The sequence below is a fragment of the Geomonas terrae genome (assembly GCF_004791675.1).
In the GTDB taxonomy this organism is placed as follows: Bacteria; Desulfobacterota; Desulfuromonadia; order Geobacterales; family Geobacteraceae; genus Geomonas; species Geomonas edaphica.
In genome coordinates this window covers 153,401-178,209 of record NZ_SRSC01000005.1, presented here as the reverse complement: position 1 = coordinate 178,209, position 24,809 = coordinate 153,401, and the positions used below count along the sequence as shown (strand labels likewise).

General features: G+C 60.8%; 17 protein-coding genes. 9 read left to right on the top strand and 8 right to left on the bottom strand.

Going from position 1 to position 24,809, the window contains the following annotated elements:
* Positions 1-215 precede the first annotated feature (215 nt).
* On the top strand, positions 216-3,374 hold the full coding sequence (locus tag E4633_RS18875) for a hybrid sensor histidine kinase/response regulator (protein ID WP_135872657.1): 3,159 nt from the start codon (positions 216-218) through the stop codon (positions 3,372-3,374).
* A 69-nt stretch (positions 3,375-3,443) separates the two neighbouring features.
* Here the strand turns inward: E4633_RS18875 and E4633_RS18870 are convergent, their stop codons facing one another.
* The 3 genes from E4633_RS18870 to E4633_RS18860 all read right to left on the bottom strand — a co-directional run bounded on the left by E4633_RS18870 (position 3,444) and on the right by E4633_RS18860 (position 6,415).
* The gene (locus E4633_RS18870; protein ID WP_135872655.1) at positions 3,444-4,622 is read right to left on the bottom strand and encodes a methyl-accepting chemotaxis protein; all 1,179 of its coding nucleotides are present in this window, start codon (positions 4,620-4,622) and stop codon (positions 3,444-3,446) included.
* A 279-nt stretch (positions 4,623-4,901) separates the two neighbouring features.
* Positions 4,902-5,990 carry a hypothetical protein gene (locus E4633_RS18865; RefSeq protein WP_135872653.1) on the bottom strand — a complete coding sequence of 363 codons (1,089 nt, stop codon included), beginning with the start codon at positions 5,988-5,990 and terminating at the stop codon, positions 4,902-4,904.
* A gap of 83 nt (positions 5,991-6,073) precedes the next feature.
* On the bottom strand, positions 6,074-6,415 hold the full coding sequence (locus E4633_RS18860) for a PilZ domain-containing protein (protein WP_135872651.1): 342 nt from the start codon (positions 6,413-6,415) through the stop codon (positions 6,074-6,076).
* Positions 6,416-6,793: 378 nt separating this feature from the next.
* Here E4633_RS18860 and gltB point away from each other — a divergent pair, with 378 nt between their 5' ends.
* Positions 6,794-11,377 (top strand): glutamate synthase large subunit, encoded by a 4,584-nt coding sequence (gene gltB, locus E4633_RS18855; protein WP_135872649.1) that lies wholly within the window; start codon positions 6,794-6,796, stop codon positions 11,375-11,377.
* 39 nt (positions 11,378-11,416) lie between these two features.
* Positions 11,417-12,898, top strand: a complete 1,482-nt coding sequence (locus tag E4633_RS18850; protein ID WP_135872647.1) for a glutamate synthase subunit beta — start codon at positions 11,417-11,419, stop codon at positions 12,896-12,898.
* A gap of 209 nt (positions 12,899-13,107) precedes the next feature.
* On the opposite strand, the gene katG is transcribed toward E4633_RS18850, so the two are convergent.
* The 5 genes from katG to E4633_RS18825 all read right to left on the bottom strand — a co-directional run bounded on the left by katG (position 13,108) and on the right by E4633_RS18825 (position 19,073).
* Positions 13,108-15,309, bottom strand: coding sequence for a catalase/peroxidase HPI (katG, locus tag E4633_RS18845; RefSeq protein ID WP_135872645.1), 2,202 nt, complete (start codon positions 15,307-15,309; stop codon positions 13,108-13,110).
* A 240-nt stretch (positions 15,310-15,549) separates the two neighbouring features.
* On the bottom strand, positions 15,550-15,870 hold the full coding sequence (locus E4633_RS18840) for an MGMT family protein (RefSeq protein ID WP_135872643.1): 321 nt from the start codon (positions 15,868-15,870) through the stop codon (positions 15,550-15,552).
* A gap of 63 nt (positions 15,871-15,933) precedes the next feature.
* On the bottom strand, positions 15,934-16,617 hold the full coding sequence (locus tag E4633_RS18835; protein ID WP_135872641.1) for a glycosyltransferase family 2 protein: 684 nt from the start codon (positions 16,615-16,617) through the stop codon (positions 15,934-15,936).
* Between the two features lie 61 nt (positions 16,618-16,678).
* A complete protein-coding gene (locus tag E4633_RS18830) occupies positions 16,679-17,338 on the bottom strand; it encodes a response regulator (protein WP_135872640.1) in 660 nt (219 codons plus the stop codon).
* 1 nt (position 17,339) lies between these two features.
* On the bottom strand, positions 17,340-19,073 hold the full coding sequence (locus E4633_RS18825; protein WP_135872638.1) for a sensor histidine kinase: 1,734 nt from the start codon (positions 19,071-19,073) through the stop codon (positions 17,340-17,342).
* Between the two features lie 578 nt (positions 19,074-19,651).
* On the opposite strand from E4633_RS18825, the gene E4633_RS18820 reads away from it, so the two are divergent.
* The 6 genes from E4633_RS18820 to E4633_RS18795 all read left to right on the top strand — a co-directional run bounded on the left by E4633_RS18820 (position 19,652) and on the right by E4633_RS18795 (position 24,805).
* Entirely contained in the window at positions 19,652-20,314 is a 663-nt protein-coding gene (locus E4633_RS18820) for a thiol:disulfide interchange protein DsbA/DsbL (protein ID WP_246038241.1), read from the top strand.
* An 11-nt stretch (positions 20,315-20,325) separates the two neighbouring features.
* A complete protein-coding gene (gene dsbI / locus E4633_RS18815) occupies positions 20,326-21,033 on the top strand; it encodes a protein-disulfide oxidoreductase DsbI (protein WP_135872634.1) in 708 nt (235 codons plus the stop codon).
* Positions 21,034-21,092: 59 nt separating this feature from the next.
* Complete coding sequence (locus tag E4633_RS18810; protein ID WP_135872632.1) at positions 21,093-22,973, top strand: aryl-sulfate sulfotransferase; 1,881 nt, start codon at positions 21,093-21,095, stop codon at positions 22,971-22,973.
* 98 nt (positions 22,974-23,071) lie between these two features.
* Entirely contained in the window at positions 23,072-23,575 is a 504-nt protein-coding gene (locus E4633_RS18805; RefSeq protein WP_135872630.1) for a TlpA disulfide reductase family protein, read from the top strand.
* A gap of 13 nt (positions 23,576-23,588) precedes the next feature.
* The gene (locus tag E4633_RS18800; protein ID WP_135872628.1) at positions 23,589-24,341 is read left to right on the top strand and encodes a cytochrome c biogenesis CcdA family protein; all 753 of its coding nucleotides are present in this window, start codon (positions 23,589-23,591) and stop codon (positions 24,339-24,341) included.
* 26 nt (positions 24,342-24,367) lie between these two features.
* A complete protein-coding gene (locus tag E4633_RS18795) occupies positions 24,368-24,805 on the top strand; it encodes a rhodanese-like domain-containing protein (protein ID WP_135872627.1) in 438 nt (145 codons plus the stop codon).
* Positions 24,806-24,809 lie beyond the last annotated feature (4 nt).

Genomic DNA, 24,809 nt, shown 5'->3' with positions numbered 1-24,809 from the left:
GCGTGGGCTCCTCCGGAAGGTATCAGCTATTTGCGCAATGGATGAATGACATTGCAAAAAGCCTAGGCTACTGTACTAAAATTTTATAGAATACCTGTTATGCTAATTAGCACCCAAGCTATGACAGTATCCGGTCATCTGTGACAGTCATGCATTTCTTCTTACAGTTGGACACACCTTGTTGACGCTGTCATCCACCGCCCCGGGAGAAGACCTTGCCAGAGTTGTCAGACTTCAAGAAACCACCGATACCACTTTTTGTCCTGGTGGCCGCCGGCCTTGCCGGCAACTATTTCAAATTCACCGTTTTCCTCAACATCGACTTCCTCTTCGGCAGCATCTTCGCGATGCTCGCCTTGCAGTTCTTCGGCCTCACCCGCGGAATCATCGCTGCAGCCGCCATAGGCAGCTACACCTACTTCCTCTGGAATCACCCCTACGCCTGCCTTATCCTCATAGCCGAAACCGCCCTGGTCGGGTTGCTGATGCAGCGACGCAGGTTCGGCATGGTCGCAGCCGACGCCGTGTACTGGATCGTGGTCGGCATGCCGCTGGTTTACCTTTTCTACCATGGGGTGATGCAGGTCCCCTTGAGCAACACCTACATAGTCATGACGAAGCAGGCAATGAACGGCATCGCTAACGCCATCATCGCGAGGCTCCTCTTCACCGGGTTCGCCCTCAGGTCGAAATCGGTGCGCATCCCGTTCGGAGAGATGATTTCAAGCCTGCTCGCCGGCTTCGTCCTGGTCCCCTCCCTGATCCTTCTTGCCATCGGCTGCAGAAGCGAGTTCGCGGACACGGACCGCATGATACGCGAGGGACTAACGCAGGACATAGGGCGGGAGGCGAAACGCCTGGAGACTTGGGTGAAAAGCCGCAAGGCGCCGGTGGTGCAGCTTGCCGTAATGGCGGCATCCCTCCCCCCGCAGCAGCTGCAACCCTTCCTGGAGCAGGCGGCCAGGAGCGACAGCAACTTCAAGCGCATGGGGCTTCTGGACAAGGGGGCGACTACCATCGCCTTCTACCCCCTTACCGATGAGATGGGACAAAATAACATCGGCAAGAATTTCGCCGACCGACCCTTCATCCCGAAACTGCAGCAGACGCTGAAGCCGATGCTCTCGGAGGTGGTGATGGGGAGGATAGGAGTCCCCCAGCCGGTCGTTTCCGTCCTCGCCCCCGTGGTCACCGAAGCAGGGTACAACGGCTACGTGATCGGCGTACTCAGCCTGCAGCAGGTGAAGGACCAGTTCGACAAGGCTTCCGAGTCGAGCGACATCCTTTACACGCTGCTGGACAAAAACGGCAAAGTTATCATGAGCAACAGGCCCGGGCAGAAGACCATGGCCCCGCTGCAAAGGGGGAAGGGCACCCTCAAGAGCCTGCCCGGCGGCATCACTCAGTGGGTGCCGGTTTCGCCACCGAACACCCCCGTCTCCGAGCGGTGGAAGAAGTCTTATTACGGCGCCGAGGCCGCGGTAGGCGACTTCGCGGAATGGAAATTGATCCTTGAACAACCGGTGGCCCCTTTCCAGAAGAAGCTCCACGACAGCTACACCGGCAAGCTCACCATCCTGTTCGCCATCCTGCTCATGTCGCTTGCCCTGGCTGACTTTTTGAGCCGCCGCATCATGGCGACCATCGAGAACCTGCGCAAGGTAACCAGCGACCTTCCCTCGAGGCTCGCCTCAGGGGGGAGTGTCGACTGGCCAAAAAGCGGCATCACGGAAACCGACAACCTGATCGTCAACTTCAAGGAGATGAGCGACAGCATAAAGCAACACCTGGCCGATCTGCAGCGCCTGAACGACTCGCTCGAGCAACGGGTCGAAGAGCGCACGCGTGAGGTGGAGCGGCTCGCGAGCGAACAGCGCACCATCCTGAGCACCATGCCCCTTGGCGCCTGCCTGCTGAAAAACAGGGTGATCCAGAGGACGAACCCCGCCTTCGACAGGATCGTGGGATATGACCCGGGGGAGACACTTGGGAAGGACACGGCGATCTTCTACGTCGACCAGGCATGGTACCAGAGCGTCGGGGAAGCGGGATACGGCGCGCTGCAGCGCGGGGAGATCTATTCCACCGACCTCAAGATGAAACGTAAGGACGGCTCGGTTATCTGGTGCAACGTGGCGGGGCAGATGGTGAACCCCGAGGCGGCCGAGGACGGCTCCATATGGATCATCCAGGACATCACGGAAAGAAAACAGGCGGCCCAGCTCGAGCAGCAGCTGCTGCACGCCCAGAAACTGGAGAGCCTGGGGGTGCTGGCAGGCGGTATCGCCCACGACTTCAACAACATCCTCATGGCCATCATGGGGAACGCCGAGCTTGGCCTCATGCGCATGCCCGATGGGGCGGCCGCGGCGGAAAACCTGCACAGAATCCAGCAGTCCGCGCAACGGGCCGCCGACCTCACCAAGCATATGCTCGCCTATTCGGGCAAGGGGAGGTTCATGATCGAGGCCGTGGACCTGAACCAGGTGATCGAGGAGCTCGCTCACCTTCAGGAGATCTCGGTCTCCAGGCAGGCAAAGCTAAGCTACCATCTGCACCGGCCGCTCCCTGCCATCGATGGCGACCCGGCACAGTTACGGCAGATGGTCATGAACCTGGTGATCAACGCCTCGGAAGCGATCGGTGGGGAAAAGGGAGAGATCGTGATCACGACCGGCAGTGCTGCGGGCGAGCCGAAGCACATCCTCGAAGCATGGCAGGAGGAGCTCCCGGAGGGAGAGTACGTCTGCCTCACGGTCACCGATACGGGGTGCGGCATGGACCGGGAGACCATCGCGAGGCTCTTCGATCCCTTCTTCACTACCAAGTTCACCGGTCGCGGCCTCGGGATGGCTGCAGTGCAGGGAATCGTAAAGGGGCACAAAGGGGCGATAAGAATCACGAGCGAACCGGGCAAGGGGTCGACTTTCCGGATATTCCTCCCGGTTGGAACTCCCACGGTAAAGGGGGATGTGGGAAGTACCGACAGGCAAAGAGAGGCTATGCAACCGGGCGCGAAGGCGATGCTCGTGGACGACGAAGAGGCGGTCCGCAACGTGGGAGCGGAGATGTTGAAGCAGCTTGGGTTCACGCCGGTACTGGCAAAGGACGGCGAGGAAGCGCTGGAAATCTTCAGGCAGACGCCGGGGATCAGCTTCCTGATCCTCGACATGACCATGCCGCGGATGGACGGCAAGCAATGCCTGGGCGAGTTGCGCCGCATCGCGCCCGCAGTCCCGGTGATCATGTCCAGCGGCTACAACGAGCAGGAAATTGCGCGGGAACTAGGCGGAGAGATACCAAGCGGCTTCATTCAGAAACCGTACAACGTAGCTTCGATGAAGGAGGCCATCGAAAGAGCGCTGCGGCGCTGACCGCTAAAGCCCGGCAGGCGTACGGGCGACCGTCCCGAAGCCCCCCCCTGGGCCCACCAGCGGCCGACTTTAAAGCCTGAACTGGCGCACCAGACGCTGCAGTTCTTCCGACTGATGGGAGAGAGTGGAGGCCGCGGCGGCGGTCTCGGTGACGCCATGGGCCGTCTGCTCCACGACGTCGGTGATCCTCTGGATGCTGCGGGTGATCTCGTCGGTGGTGGAGGTCTGCTGCTGGGCCGCCGTGGTGATCTGGTTGATCTGGTCGCTCACCACGCCCACCTGGGCCAGGATCTCCTCGAGCGCCTCGCCCGAGCGCGCCGAATACTCCGCCCCTTTTCCCACCTCAGCCACCCCTTCCTCGATGGCGGCGATGGCGCCGCGCGTCCCCCCCTGGATTGTCTTTATCATCTCGCCTATCTCCCGGGTCGCCCGGGTCGTCCTCTCGGCTAAGGCGCGCACCTCATCGGCCACGACGGCGAAACCGCGCCCCTGCTCCCCGGCGCGCGCCGCCTCGATCGCCGCGTTCAGAGCGAGCAGGTTGGTCTGGTCCGCGATCTCCTGAATGGTGCCGATGATCTGGTCGATCTGGTCCGACTGGGCGCCCAGTTCCTCCACGGTCTTGGCGGCCCCCTGCACCCGGCTTGCGATCCGTTCCATGCCGAGCGTCGTATGCCGCACCACGTCGGCGCCGGAGCTCGCGGCCCGGCTCGCACGGGTCGAGTTCTCGGCGGCGTGCACGCAGTTTCTCGCGATGTCGCCTGAGGTCGCGGCCATCTCTTCACTGGCGACGGCCACCGCGTTGGTCTGGGAGGCGACGTCGTCGGTTCCCGCGGAAATGCGGTCGGCGTTGTCCTGCAACTGGTGCGAGGTGAGCGCTACCTGCTCGGAGCTTTGCTGGATCCGGCGGATCATGTCCCGCATCGTGGTCTGCAGCATGTCGATGGAGCGGATGATGGTGCTGATCTCGTTGTTGCGCTTGGCCTGGATCGGCTTGCTGAGGTCCCCGCTGATCATGGTCTCCAGGATGCCGATGATCCTTTTCAGCGCGTCGTTCACCGACCAGAAAAGCAGGGAACTGAAGAAGGCCCCGGCAATGAGAAAGAGCGCGGTGGATATGACCGAGATCGACAGGGAGAAGGAGCGTCCCGCTCCTACGGCGAAGACAATGCAGAAGCTGTAACAGACACAGAGCAGGATGATGCGGGTACGGATGCGCAGGTGCAGGTAGAGACCAAAGAGAGATTTCATGACTTTCCTCGACTGTTGTACTTGTTCGGCGCCGCAACACTAACAGTGTTACATTTTATTGTATTCTCTTCGGAAGCATCGCCCCCTTCTTTAGCGCGTTATCGAGGTGCTGCGTTTTTTTCTGCACCCTGGTCAAGAAACCCGATCAGCAATGAGTCCAGATATGACAAACATCTCCCCTTTCCCTCCGGGAGAGGGGAGCGCTAGCAGGTACAAAAAGAGGGGGGCCGGAAAAATCCGCCCCCCCTCTTTCATTGATCGCAGTCGGTGCGTCAATCTTTACTTCTTGTACCCCAGCGCGCCGGAGGTGCAGGTGTGCACTCCGTTGGCATCGGTGACGGTGCCGAGGACACTCAGGCTCTGGTTGGCCACGCCGCAGGTGGTGGCGATCCCGGCCGGAAGGATCGATCCGATCCCCGCCCACTCCATATGGTAGTTCGCCCAGAGGGTCCAACCGGCGGGAACAGTGATACCTTCGATGGAGTCGTCGGAGCCGCCCGCAAGGCTGTCGATGCCGTCATTCACCACCTGGAAGGCCTCGGGGGTCACGCCGGAGAAGGAAGGGGGGAAGGCGTAAGCGTGGATGGCGTTAGCACCTTTGGCGGCAACACCGGTTTTAGCGAAAGTTACGTTCACCACCTGCACATCGCCGGTCATGTTGGTCCAGAGGATGTTGTAATAGAACTGTCCGGGGTTGGTCGCCACCTCGATGTTCTTCTTGTTGGCGTTGATGGCGAAGCGGCCGGCGTTGCTGCCGGATGCGGTGACCGCGGTGCCGTCGCATGCCGCCAGGAGGTTGCCGTCGCCGTCGGTGGTGAAGCAGGTGGTGTCGTTGGCGGCCGGGTTGATCTCGTAGAGGATGTGGATGTTCGGCAAGGTGTTGTTGACGTTGATGTTGTTGGGGTTCTTACCTTCCGGGTTGATGCTTATGTTGGTCTGCCGCACCTCGGCCTTGGCGGCGTCGGCCAGTACGAGCGGTTCAGTGTCGATGGCGATGAAGACGTCCTTGCACTTGGTCAGGTCGACGTCGAGATCGGCAGGGGTGAACTTGGTGTTGCCGGGAACGAGGACGCCGTAGGTGCTGCCGTTGGGATCACTGAAATTGACGTCGAAAGAAGTCCAGTCGCCAGTCGAGGTCTTCAGGCACATCTTTACCGGGATGGTGTCGACGATCTTCCCGCCGTTGGTCACCGAGTACTTGTAGAAGTAGCTGTTGGCGGGCTGTGCCGGGTGGTTCGGGATGACGTTCGCCTCGACGGTGGTCCCCGGGGTTACTTCCAGGGTCGCCGCATTCTGGGCCGCCTGCGCGCTTACCGCGGTGGCAAAACCTGCGGCCGTGATGGCCAGAGCCGAAAATAAGGTCTTCATGTTCATTTCACTTCCTCCTTTGATCTCCATGCATTGAAATTAAAACCGGACAGGACAGTAATCGTTCAAAAGATCTTCACGGCTCAGGCGTGCCCGCAGGGTCCGCCATCCACGCGCGGCGCTTCTACGTCCTCCATCACCAGCTCGAAGCGGCACCCCTCGACGGCCACCGCCACCCCCAGCAACTCGTCACACGGCTCAACTCTCACCACGTCGCTCATGCAGTGCAGTCTGACCCGCTGGCCGATGTGCTGATAGTCAAGCAGCATCACCACTTCGAGGCGTTCATCCAGTGCTACCGGCTGATCAGTGACAAAGTAGATACCGCTTGTACTGAAGTTCCTGGTAAGCCCCATCCCCTGTTTGACCTCCACCGGGATCTGGCCCTGGTAACGTACCGATTTTCTGTTAATGTAATCACGCATCTATCATCACATCCCTGTAAGAGGTGCTCTGTTACACTGCACCAAACAGACAGCGCCAGAAATTTCCCTACAAACTAGCTGAAGGAAGGATGACATTGAATAAGGCATTGGGTACATTTTCCTATATCTTTCGATCTATCTCCCCCGCACCATCGTGCCATGCCGAACAAAACCAGAGTACACTCCTGAGTAGCTAGAGTAGTCACTTCGTATTACAACCCGCTGCCGCCACATCTGCAGCGGCCCGGAAGGGATGGCGCAAAAGCCGCCACTTACACCGTAAACATTTTTTCCGCGCGCATTTCTGCCGAGTTGGCATAGTAACTGCTCCCTTTCGCAGACGCAGCGCACGATCACTACCTCGCAAAAGGTTGCATCATGAAAACAATCGGATTACCCAAGAAGCAAGGGATGTACGATCCCCAGTTCGAGCACGACGCCTGCGGCGTCGGCTTCGTCACCAACATCAAGGGAAAGAAATCCCACGAGATCGTCAAGCAGGCGATAACCGTCCTGGAAAACCTCGACCACCGCGGCGCGGTGGGGAGCGAGCACAACACCGGTGACGGTGCCGGGATTCTGATCCAGATCCCCGACGCCTTTTTCCGCAAGGCCTGCCCCGAGCTCGGCTTCGAGCTGCCGGCCGCCGGCGAGTACGGCGTCGCCATGCTCTTCACCTCCCCCGAGGCGACCGAAAGAAGCGCGGCGAAGCACGTCTTCCAGCGCATCATAAGAGAGGAAGGGGTCGAGGTGATCGGCTGGCGCGAAGTGCCGACGGACAACTCGTCCTTGGGCGACACCGCCAAGGCGGGCGAGCCGCTCGTGCGCCAGATCTTCTTCAAACGCGACGCTTCGTGCGCCGACGAGGACGCCTTCAACAGGAAGCTCTACCTCGTGAACCAGCGCGCGATCCACGAGATCCGCGACGAGGAGGTCGATCCGTACTGGTACGTCGCCAGCATCTCGACCCGCACCATCGTCTACAAAGGGATGCTGATGCCGGCCCAGCTGGACCAGTACTTCCCCGAGCTGCGCGACGAGGCGGTCGAGAGTGCCATCGCGGTGGTGCACTCCCGCTTCTCCACAAACACCTTCCCTTCCTGGGACCGCGCGCACCCTTACCACTACCTCGCCCACAACGGCGAGATCAACACCCTGCGCGGCAACGTGAACTGGATGCATGCGCGCCAGTCCATGTTCAACAGCGAACTCTTCGGCGACGACATCAAGAAGCTCCTGCCGGTGATCAACACCAACGGCTCCGACTCGGCGATGTTCGACAACTGTCTCGAGCTCCTGCTCATGACCGGACGTTCGCTCCCCCACGCCGTCATGATGATGGTGCCGGAGCCGTGGGAGAACCACGAGACCATGAGCCGTGAGAAGCGTGCCTTCTACGAGTACCACTCCTGCCTCATGGAGCCGTGGGACGGCCCCGCCGCCCTCACCTTCACCGACGGCCGCATCATCGGCGCGGTGCTGGACAGAAACGGCCTGCGCCCCTGCCGCTACTACCTGACCGACGACGACCTGGTCATCATGGCGAGCGAGGCGGGTGTTCTGCCGGTATCCCCCGCGAAGGTGATCAAGAAGGGTCGCCTCCAGCCGGGCAAGATGTTCCTCATCGACACGGTGCAGGGTCGCATCATCCCGGACGAGGAGATCAAGAACGACCTCGCCACCGCGAAGCCTTACGCCGACTGGGTCAAGGTGAACCACCACCTGCTGGCCGACCTCCCGAAAGCTGCGAAGACGCAGGCCGAGGAGGAATCCCCCCTCGTGCAGCGTCAGAAGGCCTTCGGCTATACCTTCGAGGACCAGGAGACCATCATCGGCCCCATGGCAACCTCCGGCGTGCAGCCGCTTGGCTCCATGGGCACCGACACCCCGCTCGCGGTCCTCTCCGAGAAGCCGCAGCTTCTTTACAGCTACTTCAAGCAGCTCTTCGCCCAGGTGACCAACCCGCCGATCGACCCGATCCGCGAGGAGATCATCACCGCGACGGCGGTAAGGATCGGCTCCGAGTCGAACCTCTTGAAGCCGTCGGCAACTAGCGCACGCGTCATCCGCCTCGAGCACCCGATCCTCACCAACGAGGACATGGAGAAGATCAGGAGCCTCGACCGCCCCGGCTTCAAGACCGCCACCCTGTCCCTCCTCTTCAAGGCCTCCGACGGCGCCGAGGGGATGGAGAAGTCGCTCGAGAGCCTCTTCTCCAGCGCGATCCGCCACATCGAGATGGGGACCACCGTCCTCATCCTCTCCGACCGCGGCGTGAACGAGGAGTACGCGGCGCTGCCGGCGCTGCTCGCCGTGGCCGGCCTGCACCACCACCTGATCCGTACCGCGACGAGGACCCACGCCTCCATCATCCTCGAGTCGGGCGAGCCGCGCGAGGTGCACCACTTCGCAGTGCTTTTGGGCTACGGCGTGACCGCCATCAACCCCTACCTCGCCTTTGAGTCCATCGACGACATGATCAAAGAGGGGATGCTCACCGGCATCGACTACAAGACCGGCGTCAAGAACTTCATCAAGGCCTCCATCAAGGGGATCGTCAAGACCATGGCGAAGATGGGTATCTCCACCATCCAGAGCTACCGCGGCGCCCAGATCTGCGAGGCGGTCGGCCTGCACCAGTCGCTGATCGACAAGTACTTCACCTGGACCCCGTCCAGGATCGGCGGCATCGACCTCTCCGGCATCGCCCAGGAGCTTTTGCAGCGCCACAAGAAGGCGTACCCGCACCGGGTGCCCGCCGACCCGACCCTGGACCCCGGCGGCCAGTACCAGTGGCGCAAGGAGGGTGAGGAACACCTCTTCAACCCGCTCACCATCCAGGCGCTGCAGAAGGCGACCAGGACCAACGACTACAAGGAGTTCAAGGTCTTCTCGCAGCTGATCGACGAGCAGAACGAGCGCCTCTACACCTTGAGGGGCCTTCTCGACTTCAACACCGAGATCCGCATCCCGGTCCCCATCGAGGAGGTCGAGTCGGTCGAGGAGATCATGAAGCGCTTCAAGACCGGCGCCATGTCCTACGGCTCCATCAGCCAGGAAGCGCACGAAGCGCTCGCCATCGCCATGAACAGGATCGGCGGCCGCTCCAACACCGGCGAAGGCGGCGAGGATCCGGAACGCTTCACCTGGACCAACGCCGAGGGCGACTCGAAGAACAGCGCCATCAAGCAGGTCGCCTCGGGGCGCTTCGGCGTCACCAGCAACTACCTGACCAACGCGAGCGAACTGCAGATCAAGATGGCGCAGGGTGCCAAGCCGGGCGAAGGCGGCGAGCTTCCGGGACACAAGGTGTACCCGTGGGTTGCTAAGACCCGCCACACCACTCCTGGCGTTGGCCTCGTGTCGCCTCCGCCGCACCACGACATCTACTCCATCGAGGACCTGGCGGAGCTGATCCACGACCTGAAGAACGCGAACCGCCGCGCGAGGATCAGCGTCAAGCTGGTCTCCGAGGTCGGCGTCGGCACCATCGCGGCCGGCGTGGCCAAGGCGCACGCCGACGTGGTACTCGTCTCGGGCTACGACGGCGGCACCGGCGCCTCCCCGCTCTCCTCGATCAAGCACGCCGGGCTCCCTTGGGAGCTCGGTCTTGCCGAAACGCACCAGACGCTGGTTCTCAACAACCTGAGAAGCCGCATCATCGTCGAGGTCGACGGCCAGCTTAAGACCGGCCGTGACGTTGCCATCGCGGCACTTCTGGGCGCCGAGGAATTCGGCTTCGCCACCGCGCCGCTTGTCACCTTGGGTTGCGTCATGATGCGCGTCTGCCACAGCAACACCTGCCCGGCCGGCGTCGCGACGCAGGACCCGGAACTCAGGAAGAACTTCTCGGGCAAGCCCGAGTACGTGGTCAACTACATGCGCTTCATCGCGCAGGAAGTGCGCGAGATCATGGCCGAGCTCGGCTTCCGCACCTTCAACGACATGGTCGGCCGCGCAAACCGCCTGGAGCCCAAGCGGGCCATCGCACACTGGAAGGCCCAGGGGCTCGACTTCAGCAACGTGCTGTACCAGCCGCAGATGGGCATTAAGGGAAGCCGTTACTGCACCGAGAGCCAGGACCACGGCCTCGACAAGTCCCTCGACATGACCAAACTCCTCGATATCTGCAAACCGGCCATCGAGAAGGGCGAGAAGGTGAGCGCCGAGGTAGCCATCACCAACGTCGACCGCGTGGTCGGCACCATCGTCGGCAACGAAGTCACCCGTACCTACGGCGCGGAAGGGCTCCCCGACGACACCATCAGGCTCAAGTTCCACGGCTCGGCAGGCCAGAGCTTCGGCGCCTTCGTTCCCAAGGGGATGACCCTCGAGCTTGCCGGCGACGCGAACGACTACGTCGGCAAGGGGCTTAGCGGCGGTACCATCGTCGTCTACCCGCCGGACGGCTCGCCGTTCAAGGCCGAGGAGAACATCATCGCCGGCAACGTCGCCCTCTACGGCGCCACGAGCGGCACCGCCTACATAAGCGGCATCGCCGGGGAACGCTTCTGCGTCAGGAACTCGGGCGTGAACGCGGTGGTGGAAGGGGTCGGCGACCACGGCTGCGAGTACATGACCGGCGGCACCGTCGTGGTGTTAGGCGAGACCGGAAGGAACTTCGCGGCGGGGATGAGCGGCGGGGTCGCCTACGTCCTCGACAGCGCAGGGGACTTCAAGGAGCGCTGCAACACCGAGATGGTGAAGCTTGAGCAGCCCGACGAGCAGGACCAGGAGACCCTCAAGGAGATGATCTCCCAGCATGCGAAAAGGACCGGCAGTGCACGCGCCACCCGCATCCTGCACGACTGGAAAACCCACGCCCACAAGTTCGTCAAGGTGATGCCGACGGACTACAAGCGGGTGCTCCAGGCCATCGAGCGTGCCAAGGCGGCCGGGCTTACCGGCGACGACGCACTCTCCGCGGCCTTTGAAGAGAACGCACGCCAGGCGGCGCACTAGAAAAGAAGATCGACTGATTTCTTCAGATAGGAAATAGCTATGGGAAAACCTACCGGATTCATGGAATACAAACGCGAGCTCCCGGCCGACCGCGAGCCGCTTGAGAGGCTCAAGGACTGGAACGAGTTCCATCTGCATCTGCCTGAGGATCACCTCCGCACCCAGGGGGCGCGCTGCATGGACTGCGGCATACCCTTCTGCCACACCGGGATGCTGGTGAGCGGCATGGCCTGCGGCTGTCCCATCAACAACCTGATCCCCGAGTGGAACGACCTCGTCTACCGCGGCCTGTGGAAGCAGGCGCTCACGAGGCTTTTGAGGACCAACAACTTCCCCGAGTTCACCGGCCGGGTATGCCCCGCCCCGTGCGAGGGGTCGTGCACCCTGGGCTCCATCGACCCCGCGGTCACCATCAAGAACATCGAGGTGAGCATCATCGACCGCGCCTGGGCAGAGGGGTGGATCGCCCCGAACCCGCCGCAGGTGCGAACCGGCAAGAAGGTAGCCGTGGTCGGCTCCGGCCCGGCAGGCCTCTCCGCCGCGGCCCAGCTCAACAAGGCCGGGCACCAGGTGACCGTCTTCGAGCGCGCCGACCTCCCCGGCGGCCTTCTCATGTACGGCATCCCCAACATGAAGCTCGACAAGCGCGAAGTCGTGCTGCGCCGCGTGAAGCTCATGGAGCAGGAGGGGATCAACTTCGTCTGCAACACTGCCATCGGCGGCGCCGACTACCCGGTCGAAAAGCTGAAGCAGGAGTTCGACGCGGTCATCCTCGCCACCGGCGCCACCCTCCCCCGCGACCTCCCGATTGACGGGCGCAAGTTGAAGGGGATCCACTTCGCCATGGACTTCCTCACCGCCAACACCAAGGCGGTCTTGAACGAGGGAGCCGAGTTCATCTCCGCGAAAGGCAAGGACGTCATCATCATCGGCGGTGGCGACACCGGCACCGACTGCGTCGGGACCTCGCTGCGCCACGGCTGCAACTCGGTCACCCAGCTCGAGATCATGCCCCGCTTCCCCGACACCCGTGCTGCCGACAACCCGTGGCCCGAGTGGCCGAAGGTCCACAAGGTCGACTACGGCCAGGAGGAGGCCGCCGCGAAGTTCGGCGCCGATCCCCGCGTGTTCCTCACCACCGCCACCAAGTTCGAGGGCGACGCCGACGGCAACGTGAAGGCGGTTCACACCGTCGAGGTGGAATGGAAGCAGAACGAGAAGGGACAGTACATCCCGGTACCGGTGCCCGGCACCGAGAAGGTCCGTCCCGCGAGCCTCGTGCTTCTCGCCATGGGCTTTTTGGGCCCCGAGCAGGAGCTTCCCGAGGCGCTCGGCCTCGAGCGTGACGGCCGCAGCAACATCAAGGCCGACTTCAACCGCTACAACACCAGCGTCGAGGGCGTTTTCGCCGCCGGCGACTGCCGTCGCGGCCAGAGCCTCGTCGTCTGGGCCTTCAACGAAGGGCGCGGCGCCGCACGCGAGTGCGACCGCTTCCTCATGGGAGAGACCGAGCTGCCGTAGCGGCCGCTTCCGATAAAACGACAAAAGGCACTTGGGACTTTCCCAAGTGCCTTTTCTTTTGTCCTCCAGAGAATTCATGGGAGCGCGGTGTGTGTTCTCACGAAGCGCCGCAAGTGAACTCACGCTCCCCCCTTTGCGAAGGGGGGACGGGGGGGATTTGCCTTTTCTTCGGTCCGGGGGGACGGAACCAGCCCCTTCCCTGCGGCCAATCAGGACCGGGCAAGGTCGAAGCGGTCGAGGTGCATGACCTTTTGCCATGCCGCCACGAAATCGTGCACGAACTTCTCCTGCGCATCGGCGCTGCCGTACACCTCGGCGATGGCCCGCAGTTGCGCATTCGAGCCGAAGATGAGATCGACGCGAGTGCCGGTCCACCTCAATGCGCCGGTCGCCCGGTCGCGCCCCTCGAAGACCTCATCGTCCCCCGGCACCGCACTCCATGCCGTTCCCATATCCAGCAGGTTCACGAAGAAGTCGTTGCTGAGCACCCCGGTCCGCTTCGTGAACACCCCGTGCGGCGCTTGTCCCACGTTGGCGCCGAGGACGCGCATCCCCCCCACCAGTACGGTCATCTCCGGTGCGGTCAGGGTCAGCAGTTGCGCACGGTCCACCAGGAGCTCCTCTGAGGGAACCGCGTACTTCTTCCTTAAGTAGTTGCGGAAGCCGTCGGCGACCGGCTCGAGCACGGCGAAGGAAGCCGGGTCGGTCTGCTCCTGCGCGGCGTCGGTGCGCCCCGGGATGAAGGGGACCGCGACTTTGCAGCCGGCGCTCTTCGCCGCCTCCTCGACCGCCGCGCAGCCCCCCAGGACGATCAGGTCGGCCAGGGAAACCTGCTTTCCGCCCGACTGGGCGCCGTTGAACTGCGTCCTGATCCCTTCCAGGGCCTGCAGCACGACGGCGAGCTGGGCCGGTTGGTTCACCTCCCAATCCTTCTGCGGTGCGAGCCGGATGCGCGCCCCGTTCGCCCCGCCGCGCTTGTCGGAGCCGCGGAAGGTGGCGGCCGAGGCCCAGGCGGTCGCCACCAGTTGCGCGACGGAGAGCCCCGAGGCGAGGATCCTCCCCTTGAGTGACACGATGTCGTCGGCATCGATCAGCGGATAGGTGCGCTCGGGAACGGGGTCCTGCCAGATCAGCTCTTCGGAGGGAACGAGCGGGCCGAGATAGCGCGAACGCGGCCCCATGTCGCGGTGCGTCAGCTTGAACCAGGCCCTGGCGAAGGCATCGGCGAACTGGTCGGGATGCGCGTGGAAGCGCTTTGCGATCGGTCCGTAGATCGGGTCCACCTTCAGGGCAAGGTCGGTGGTGAGCATCATGGGCGCGTGCCGCTTCGCGGGGTCGTGGGCGTCCGGGACCGTGCTCCGCGCCGCCGGGTCCTTGGGGATCCACTGGTGGGCGCCGGCAGGGCTCTTGACGAGTTCGAAATCGTAGCCGAAAAGGACGTCGAAATAGCCGTTGTCCCACTTGATCGGATCCGGGGTCCACGCGCCTTCCAGGCCACTCGTGATCGCGTGCGGTCCTTTCCCGGTGCCGAAGCTGCTCTTCCAGCCCAGCCCCTGCTCCTCGATACCCGCAGCCTCCGGCTCGGGCCCGACGTGTGAGGCCGGCCCCGCGCCGTGGCATTTGCCGAAGGTGTGGCCGCCGGCGATCAACGCGACGGTCTCCTCGTCGTTCATGGCCATCCGCGCAAAGGTTTCGCGTATGTCCCCGGCCGCGGCGACCGGGTCAGGGTTGCCGTTTGGCCCTTCCGGATTAACGTAGATGAGCCCCATCTGGACCGCGGCGAGGGGATTTTCAAGCTCCCGCTCCCCGGAGTAGCGCTTGTCCCCAAGCCAGGTCTCCTCCATCCCCCAATAGATGTCCTCCGGCGCCTCCCAGACATCCTCGCGCCCACCGGCAAACCCGAAGGTCCTGAATCCCATCGATTCGAGGGCGCAGTTCCCGGCAAGGATGATGAGGTCCGCCCAGGAGATCTTCCGGCCGTACTTCTGCTTTATGGGCCACAAGAGCCTGCGAGCCTTGTCGAGGCTCGCGTTGTCGGGCCAACTGTTGAGCGGGGCGAAGCGCTGCGCCCCCATCCCGGCACCGCCGCGGCCGTCACCGATGCGGTAGGTGCCCGCGCTGTGCCACGCCATGCGGATGAAGAGCGGGCCGTAGTGGCCGTAGTCCGCCGGCCACCACTGCTGCGAATCGGCCATCAGTTCGAACAGATCTTTCTTCACGGCATCGAGATCGAGAGTCTTGAACTCCTCTGCGTAGTTGTAGGTTTTGTCCATCGGATTCGACAGGGTTGAGTGCTGGTGCAGGACCTTGAGGTCCAGCTGGTTCGGCCACCAATCCCGGTTCGACGCACCGCGGGAGGCGGCAGGCCTGCCGATCTTACCCGTTACCGGGCACTTCTCTTGCGTACTCATGACATTGGCTCCTTTCACCGGGGAATTTACTGTCATAGAAATATAGCGTCGAGGTATGTGCCTGTCTAACGGCAGAAGTTGAATGTAGCGCGAGCGGGCCAGCGGAAGGCATAGGGGGATGAGACTTTGCGGTAAAGGTAACGCCACTGTCAGTGCCGGGGAAAAGATTTGCATCCTGCAGGCGTGACAGTTACAGGGGGATGGGTTAGAGCACGAGCGAGAATCGAGACGGGGTGAGCATCATGGCCGCCAGCGGTAACGCTCAAGATCGATGCGCCCGCACCGGTCGAAAACGACACCTTCCGCCTCAAGACGCAACCGCTGCACACGGTCACCCTCGCTTCCGCCTGAACGCAGGCTGATCTCTCCCTTGGCGTTCACCACCCGATGCCAGGGAAGCGACGGGTCGGCAAGTGCGTGCAGGGCGTATCCCACCTGGCGCGCCCGCCCCGGCAGGCCGGCCAGAAGTGCCACCTGCCCGTAGGTCGCCACCTCCCCCTTCGGGATCGCGGCGACGACGGCGTAAATGAGGCTGTAGTTTGATGCGATAGCGTCTTTCATGGGAAACGACCAGGTAAAGGGAACTCAGCCAAGCTGCCGCCGCAGCGGTTAAAGCGGCAGGTTTCAGCGCAGCAGGTTGTATTTCAGGATGCAGCGGAGGGCGGACACGCCGTCCTTCCAGTCGATCTTCTTCCCTTCTTTGTAGGTCCTGCCGGAATAGGAAATCCCCACCTCGTAGATCCTGACGTCCAGCTTCGCCACCTTCGCCGTTATCTCAGGTTCGAAGCCGAAGCGGTCTTCCTCAACCGTTATGCGCTCCAGCACCTCCCTGCGGAAAACCTTGTAACAGGTCTCCATATCGGTCAGGTTCAGGTTGGTGAGCATGTTCGAAAGAAGGGTCAGAAACGTGTTGCCGACCATATGCCAGAAGAACAGGACACGACGGTATTCGCCGGTAGTGAACCGGGACCCGTACACCACGTCGGCCTTCCCCTCGAGGATCGGCTGGATCAGGCGCGGATACTGCTGGGGGTCGTATTCCAGGTCCGCATCCTGGATGATGACGATATCGCCGCCGGCTGCGCCGAAACCGGTGCGTAACGCGGCCCCCTTGCCGCGGTTGCGGTCATGGAAGTAAATGCGGGTGTTTTCGTCGGCAAGGGCGGAGAGAAGCTCTCTCGTTCCGTCCGTCGAGCCGTCGTCGACGCAGATGATCTCCTTATCGAAGGGAGCGGCTCGCACCCGCGCGAGAATTTCCGTGATGGTATCGACTTCGTTGTAGACGGGAACGACGATGGATAACTTCATCAGTACTCCCCCGGTTGGCGAGTTGTTAGGGCCACCACCTACACATAACAAGTTCAGCTGATCAGGCAGGTTCCTCCATGTTCATGCGGTAGGTTCCGTACTTGAGCCGGGTCAGCACCTTCTTTTCCAACATGATCTGAAAGGTAGCCACGACGGTGGGCTTGCTGGCACTAAGCGCCTCCGCCACCTCGTCGTAGGTGCCGTGGAACAGGTTCTCCTCATCGAGATGATTGATGACGTACTCCATGATCTCGGCGCGTCTTCCACCGAGTGTGCCGAGTATTCTGAGGACGAACTCCTTCTTCTCCGGACCGTTGCCGGATTCCCTGCCGGCGGCTACCTTCTCTATCGCTATGTCGGAAAGCAGTTCGAGCAGGTCGTGGAAGTTGAACGGTTTCAGCAGGTAGCCGTCCGCCTTGTAGCGAAACGCGTCCAGCAGGTATTCCGACTCCGAATGAGCCGATACCATGACTACGGCGACCGCCGGATCTTTCTGCTTTATGGCGCTAAGTAGTTCCAGCCCCGACAAGCCGGGCATGCGGATGTCGGTGAGTACTATATCCGGGTGATGCTCCTGCAGCGCAGCCAGCGCCTGGTCGGCGCTACCCAAACAGATCGTGTTTTTGCAGAAACTGCTCAGGACCATCTTCATCTGCTCCCGTGCCGTCTCCTCGTCGTCCACAAAAAGCACCGTCATCTGTTGCAAGGCGGTGACGTTCATACTATTTACCTCCCTCGGTTGTTCTTGCGAACTGCAGGCAGATGCAGGCGCCATAACGCGTTTCACCATGCAGTTCAAAGGACCTGTTCTCCGCCCAGACCTTTCCCTGGTCGAGATTCTCGACGATCTGGTGGCACAGATACAGTCCCAGTCCTGTGCCGTCGGCCTTGTCCTTGGTAGTGACATAGGGCTCGAAAATGCGTTTCAGCAGATGATCGGGGATCCCGCCACCGTTGTCCTGGAAGGTGACCGTCACCACCTCTCCCGCCTCCTCGCTGCAGGAGAGCAGGATGAAGCGGTCGCCGTCCACCAGGGAGAGCTGATCGCGCGCATTCAACAGCACGTTTATGGTCAGTTGCACCAGGTCGTTCACAAACCCCATGGTGTACGCCGGCCTCGTGATCCGGTTCTCGATGGTGACCCGGCTCTGCTCCATGACCGGAGCAACCATGGCAATGGCGCGCTCGACGGAACTTTGCAGTTCGATGATAGTCCGGCTACTGCCCGACATGAGCAGTGAACGCCAGTCGTCTATGATGTTCGACATGTACTCGATGTTCTGGTTCGCCTGAATGATCTGCTTGCTGAGCAGGGCATCGTCCAGTTTGCCGAACTGGTTCTGCAGCCCGATGTTCTGAACGATGAGAGACAGGTTGTAGAGAGGCTGCCGCCATTGGTGTCCGATGTGCCCTAGCATTTCCCCGAGCGCGCACTGCTTCGACCGCTGGGCCAGCATCTTACTCTGATCGGTGATGATATGCTCATACTTTCTGAAGCCGACCAGGTTGATACAGAGCATGATGCAGGCGGTGATGGCGAAGAAAAGCAGCCATGCGTAGAAATAGCCCCAGTGTCGGCTCCGCAGTTCGGTCATATCATAGGCGACAAGATACTTACCGACTTCGCGGCCTCCGTTGTCTTTAAGAACCTGGGACGTGCTTACCAGGTAATACTTGTCTCCGATTTGGATATCGTTTTTCGTCCGCCTGAAATCAATCTTGTCTTTGAACTGGTTGAAGAACGCAGCGTCGTTCGCTTTCAACCTTTTGTAATAATCGAAGACGTATTCCGCGGAATCCGTCTTGTACCCGCGGTCGACTTCAAGCAGTTTCCCCTTTGAAAAAATCGCCGTCCTGACATCCTTCAAGAACCATTTGAGGTTGTAGTGGAAGAACGACACGTCGACGCCGATCTCGATCGTCCCCACCACATTTGAGGAAGCGTCCCGCACCGGAAGAACCGTGCAAAAATAGAGGGGCACGATGTTGGTTTCATACCCGTAACTGTAGTTTTTGGTGGCGAAGACCTCTTTCCCGACGCTCGGCCTGTAAGTCTCAGGGGCATGGGTGATCAACTGCGGGACCATGTGATATTTGAGATTTCCAGCGCCGTCGAATATCAGGACCGAGATGACCGGAACGTACCGTTTTCCGAAGTCGTTGAAAACGGGTTCAGCCACCTTCTGCAGGGCTTTCGCGTCGCCCGCCTTCAGCAGTTCGGCGAAGTGCTTCTCCTTTGCGATGGCGCTTACGTAGTTGACCAGGCGCGAGCAGAGGTACTCCGATTCGCTGTCGTGCGCGTTCTTGATGAACGTGTTGATCTTGTTGGCGAAATAGGCGTAGTCGGATGTCCTTTTGTGCAGATCCATCAGGGAAAAGAAGCAGAACATGCAGAAGAGCAGCACGTAAGTGACGATGACGATACGGTTTTTACTCGCTTCGAGAAACTTCTTCATTGAGGCACCCTCGTCAAAACTGTTCACTGGTTCGTGAGACGGCATGTCCGGCTTGCACAAAAGCTTTCCCCTGCCGCAGCCGACTGCACCGGAAAGCGGATTTAGTTTACTTCAATATAACAAACGAGTAAACCGAAAAGTCCGAATCACCTTAAAGACTCCCCCGTCACCACCCCGCCACCACTCACCGGCCAGCCTCCCACACAGTGCAACTTCACCGTAACCCCTCGACTTTACCGTCTTACCAGCACCTCGTTCGCGGACCGGCAGAGTACGGAAACGCTACTGCAGGAACCCGCAACGGTGGCAGTAAAAAAAATTGTAAAAAAATGCTTGACGTCCCGCTTTTGGTTTTGTTAAATAAACCAAAAGGCAAAATATGAAACTAAAAGAAACCAGGAAAGCCAATTAATCTCACAAACAGACAAACAGTTCACGGCAACAGCACAAACACGGTAAACGCTATCACCAAACCGGCACCAGGAGGAAAGGAGGGAGACACCGCAACCGCATGTCAAACGATACCGAACGAGGCCAGGAACAGCATTAACAACCATACGTCACAAAGGAGAGAGATCATGTTCAAGTTCGTCAAAAAAATCGCCGCAAGTTTAGCCCTCGTAGCCCTTTTCGCTGCAACCAGCTTCGCCTTCACCGAAGGGACCGACTACGTGAAGCTCGCCAAACCGATCCCGAACGCACAGGGTACCCTGATCAAGGTGTTCAGCTACGACTGCCCCTTCTGCTACAAGTACGACAAGAAGATCACTCCGAACCTGGTTCCCAAGCTGCCGAGCGATCTCAAGTTCCGCCCCTTCCATCTGAAAACCAAAGGTAAATACGGCGTCCAGGGTAGCGAACTCTTCGCCGTGCTGCTCCTGAAGGACCAGAAGGCCGGCCTCTCCGACCGCGAACTTTACACCGAAAAATCCCTGCTGAAAAAAGCCAAGATGGCTTACTACACCGCCTACCACGACAAAAAAGAGCGCTGGGATGCGGGCCCCGACGCCTACCTGAAGACCGGTCTCGACGCAGTCGGCATGTCCAAGGCAGAGTTCGACAAGGCGAAAGCGGACCCCAAGGTCAAGGCGCTTTTGAAAGAGTGGGACCAGTCCTATGACGTCGCCAAAGTCCAGGGCGTTCCCGGCTTCGTAGTCAACGGCAAGTACCTCGTCATGACCAAGAGCATCACCTCCATAGACGGCATGCTGAAGCTTATCAACGAGCTGAAGACCAAATAAGGAGACGCGTCGTGAAACTCTCAGAAATGATCGGCAACTTCAGGTCTGATCCGGCAGGAACCATCAGCCAGTGGCAGGACAAGCGGTTTCTCTGGATCTTCATGGCGGCACTCAGCCTGTTCATGGTCATCCTGGCCCACTCCGTGTTCCAGATCTGGCTCTACATGAGACCCTGCGAGCAGTGCGTCTACATAAGGCTCGCCTTCTTCGCCATGGCCTTCGGCGGCATCGTTGCCGCAATAAAGCCCTCGAACCCCGGCTTGAAGATCGTCGGCTACCTGTTCGCCATCTGGGGAAGCTTCAAAGGTGTTCTCTACAGCATAAAGCTCAACAAGATCCACCACGCCGCCCACAGCGACGACCTCTTCGGCGTGCAGGGGTGCTCCCCGGAGCCCACCTTCCCGTTCCACCTGCCGCTGGACAAGTGGTCTCCGGAATGGTTCAAGCCGACGGGCGACTGCGGCTACGACAACCCGATCATCCCCGACGGCGCGCAACTGAGCTCCATGCAGAAGGCCATCACCGACTTCTACTCCGAAGGGTGGTACCTCTGGCCTCCCTCCCACTTCATGAACATGGCGCAGTGCACCGTCATCACCTTCGGCGTCATCCTCCTGGCCCTGCTGATGGCGGCAGCCTGCTGGATCATCACCCTGGTGCGCAAGCGCCAAGCCGCAGCACACGTAGAAACTTCCAGCTACACCGGCAAGTTGGCGTAACGACAATCTCGGCGCGAGGGGCGGCATGTCCGCCCCCGACAACAAAAAAGGAGATCAGTATGAACTGTCGAAAAGCAGCATTGGTGAAAACCGGAAGAGTGGCGCGGCTCGTGTTGTGCTCCGCCATGCTCGGAGCGGCGGTACCGACCATGGCCCTCGCCATCGGCGGTGCAAGCGGCGCGCATGTCGACTACCAGGTCCAGGGGAAACTCGGCGAGGTGGTCATGAACCCCTATGACCTGGCCCCCTTGACCGCAGTCATCAAAAACGGCGGCTTCGTCCTCAAGGACGTAACGGTGCGGATCGTCCCCAAGGCGGAAGGGCAGGAAATCAAGTACCGCGTCGCCAACAAGCATCTTCTGACCCACGGCGGCATCCCTGTCTTCGGTCTTTATGCTGACTACGTAAACACGGTCGAAGTCGAATACTCGAAACTCTTCAACGGCAAGTGGGAGCAGGTGAAGGAAAGCTACACCCTCTACGCTCCTCCGGTGTACTCCGAGCCGAACGCCACCAAGACCCTTAAGGCCGCGCTCTTCTCCGGGGCCGACGTGAAGAAGGTCGACAAGAAGTACAGCGACCGACTCTATTTCGTGAACAACTTCCTGCACAAGGCAGGCAAAGGGACCAGGGCGGTCTGGAACAACCCTACCGGCGGCGCACTTGAGTGGAACTACTACCCGCAGAACTTCATCGTCGACACCAAGGGCGAAGTCCGCTGGTACATGAAAGTCGACACCATCTATGACCTTAAGTCGATCTACAACGCCGGCGTCATGATGGGCTTCAAGCAGAACAACGACGGCGCCATGAGCTGGGGCTTCGGCCAGCGCTACGTGAAGTACGACATCCTGGGCAAGGAAGTCTTCAACCGCGAGCTTCCCGCCGGTTACAACGACGTCTCCCATTCCATCGACAACTCCCCCAACGGCAACTATTTCCTCCGCGTGGCGAGCTCCAACCTGAAGCGGGCCGACGGCAGGAACGTCCGCACCGTGCGCGACGTGATCATCGAGGTTGAGCCTTCCACCGGCCTCGTCAAGGACGAGTGGCGCCTCTTCGACATCCTCGACCCGTATCGCGACGTCAACATGAAGGTGCTCGACCAGGGGGCCGTGTGCCTCAACATCGACGCCAGCAAGGCAGGCCACACCATGACCGCCGAGGAACTCGCCAAACAGGACGCGAACGACAAGTTCGGCGACATCGTCGGCGTCGGACCGGGCAGGAACTGGGCGCACGTGAACAGCGTCGACCATGACGCCGAGGACGATTCCATCATCATCAGCTCGCGCCACCAGTCGGCGGTCGTCAAGATCGGCCGGGACAAGCAGGTGAAGTGGATCATGGGAAGCCCCGAGGGGTGGAAAAAGGAATACCTGGGCAAGTTCCTGACCCCGGTCGATTCCAAGGGTAACAAGATCGTATGCGAGGCCGGCGGCTCCAAGTGCCCCGGTTACGAGAACGACGAGGGCGGTTTCGACTGGACCTGGACGCAGCACACCGCATTCAAGATCGACAGCAAGTCCAAAGGGGACATCATCTACGTGAGCGTCTTCGACAACGGCGACAGCCGCGGCATGGAGCAGCCCGCCCTGCCGAGCATGAAATACTCACGCGCCGTCATCTACAAAATCGACCAGAAGAAGATGACCATCGAACAGATCTGGGAGTTCGGCAAACAGCGCGGCAACGGCTGGTACAGCCCGGTCACCTCGCTTACCGAGTACCAGACCGACAAGGACTCCGTGTTCGTCTACTCGGCGACGGCCGGCGCGGATTTCGACATCGCCACCGGCGCGTTCAAGACCGACCCGAACCCGTACATCATGGAGTTCAACTACGGCGAGAAAGAGCCGGCGGTTGAAATCCAGCTGAAGGATACGACCGGCTACCAGGCCATGCCGTTCAGCGTGGACAAAGCCTTCACCAACAAGTAACCATCCTGCAAAAACGCCTCAGGCTGAAGGATCTCCTTCAGCCTGAGGCAACTTACGACTCCACCACCCCCGGAAACCGCATCAAAGAGGTTGTCACCATGAAACGATTGGTCCGCTATATCTGCGCCTGCCTCATGACCCTGACGGTGCTTGCCATGTCGGCACCGGGTAAAGCCCAGGATGACCCCTCGGTCCGGATCGGCGCGCCGGCCCCAGACTTCAGGCTCCCCGGTCTCGCCGGCGAAGGCAAAAGCCTCGCCCAGTACCGCGGCAAGATCGTCCTCGTGAATTTCTGGGCTTCCTGGTGCCCCTACTGCCGCGACGAGATGCCCTCCATGGACCGGCTGGTAAAGGCCTTCCCCAAGGGGGACCTCGTGATCCTCGCGGTCAACGTCGAGAAAAAGGTCCCGGAAAGGTTTCGCAAGCTCCCCTTCTCATTCGATTTTCTCAGCGACGCGAACGGTTTCGTGCAGCAGCGCTACGGGGCGAGCCGTCTGCCCGACACCTTCATCGTCGACCGTAAGGGAGTGCTGCGGCAACGGGTGACCGGCGGGATCCCGTGGGATTCTTCCCAGGTCGTAAGCTACCTGAAGTCGCTGTAGCGGAGGCACCGCCATGACCTTTTTCGGCTCGGACATCACCTTCTGGATCGCATTCTCGGCGGGCTTTCTCTCCTTCTTTTCCCCATGCGTGCTGCCGCTGATCCCCTCCTACATCACCTACATAACGGGACTCTCTTTCGGGCAGTTGCAGGAAGCCCACCCGGCCAGGAAGGTGCGCCTGACCGTCCTCCTCCACTCGGTCACCTTCGTCCTCGGCTTCTCCGCGGTCTTCATCGGCATGGGGGCTATCGCCGGGGTCGCCTCCACCACCTTCCAGTCGGTCATGAAGGACGGGCTCGTCTGGCTGCAGCGCGCCGGCGGGTTACTCATCTTCCTCTTCGGGGTCCACATGTCAGGGCTGTTCCATTTCGGAGTCCTGCTCGGGGACAAAAGGATCCAGCTGCACAGAAAGCCGGGCGGACTCGCGGGCACCTTCCTCGTCGGGATCGCCTTCGCGGCGGGCTGGACCCCGTGCATCGGCCCGATCCTCGGCGCCATCCTCGCCATGGCCGCGGGCACTTCCGGTTCGGCGGGAAAAAGCATGTTCCTTTTGGGGAGCTACGCGGCGGGGCTCGGCATCCCGTTCATCGTCTCGGGCCTGCTCTTCCACGGCTTTCTCGATTTCTTCAAACGCTTCAGGGTTCATATCAGGAAGATGGAGTTCTTCACCGGGCTGCTGCTCATGATCGTGGGGATCCTGCTCTTCTTCGGCCTCTTCAACACCATGAGCACCGTGCTCTACCAATTGCTCCCGGCCGGCACCTGAATCCATCCGCAAAGAGGCATATCACCATGAGAATTTTGATCATTACCGTCTCAATCCTGATCCTCAGCAGCCTTGCCGCCCTGGCCGGGAGCCAGGTGCGCTACGCCCCCCTGACTCCCGAGCTTCTCTCGTCGGGAGTGAAAATCATCGACATCCGCACGGAAAAAGAGTGGCGGGAAACCGGCGTCGTGAAGGGCGCCCTCGGCCTCACCTTCTTCCGGGAGGACAAGAGCTACGATGCCGACGCCTTTCTGGCCAGGTTGAAACGTTATGTCACCCCCAACGAGAGAATCGCCATCATCTGCAGGACAGGCAATCGTTCCGACAAGGTAAGCCGGTACCTCGTGCACCACGGCTTCACCTCCGTGACGAATGTGGACGGCGGGGTGACCAGGGCGAAAGAGGCAGGCGTCAGATTGGTGCCTTATCCGCAGGACAACGCTTCATTCACCGCGGTTCGGTAAGCAA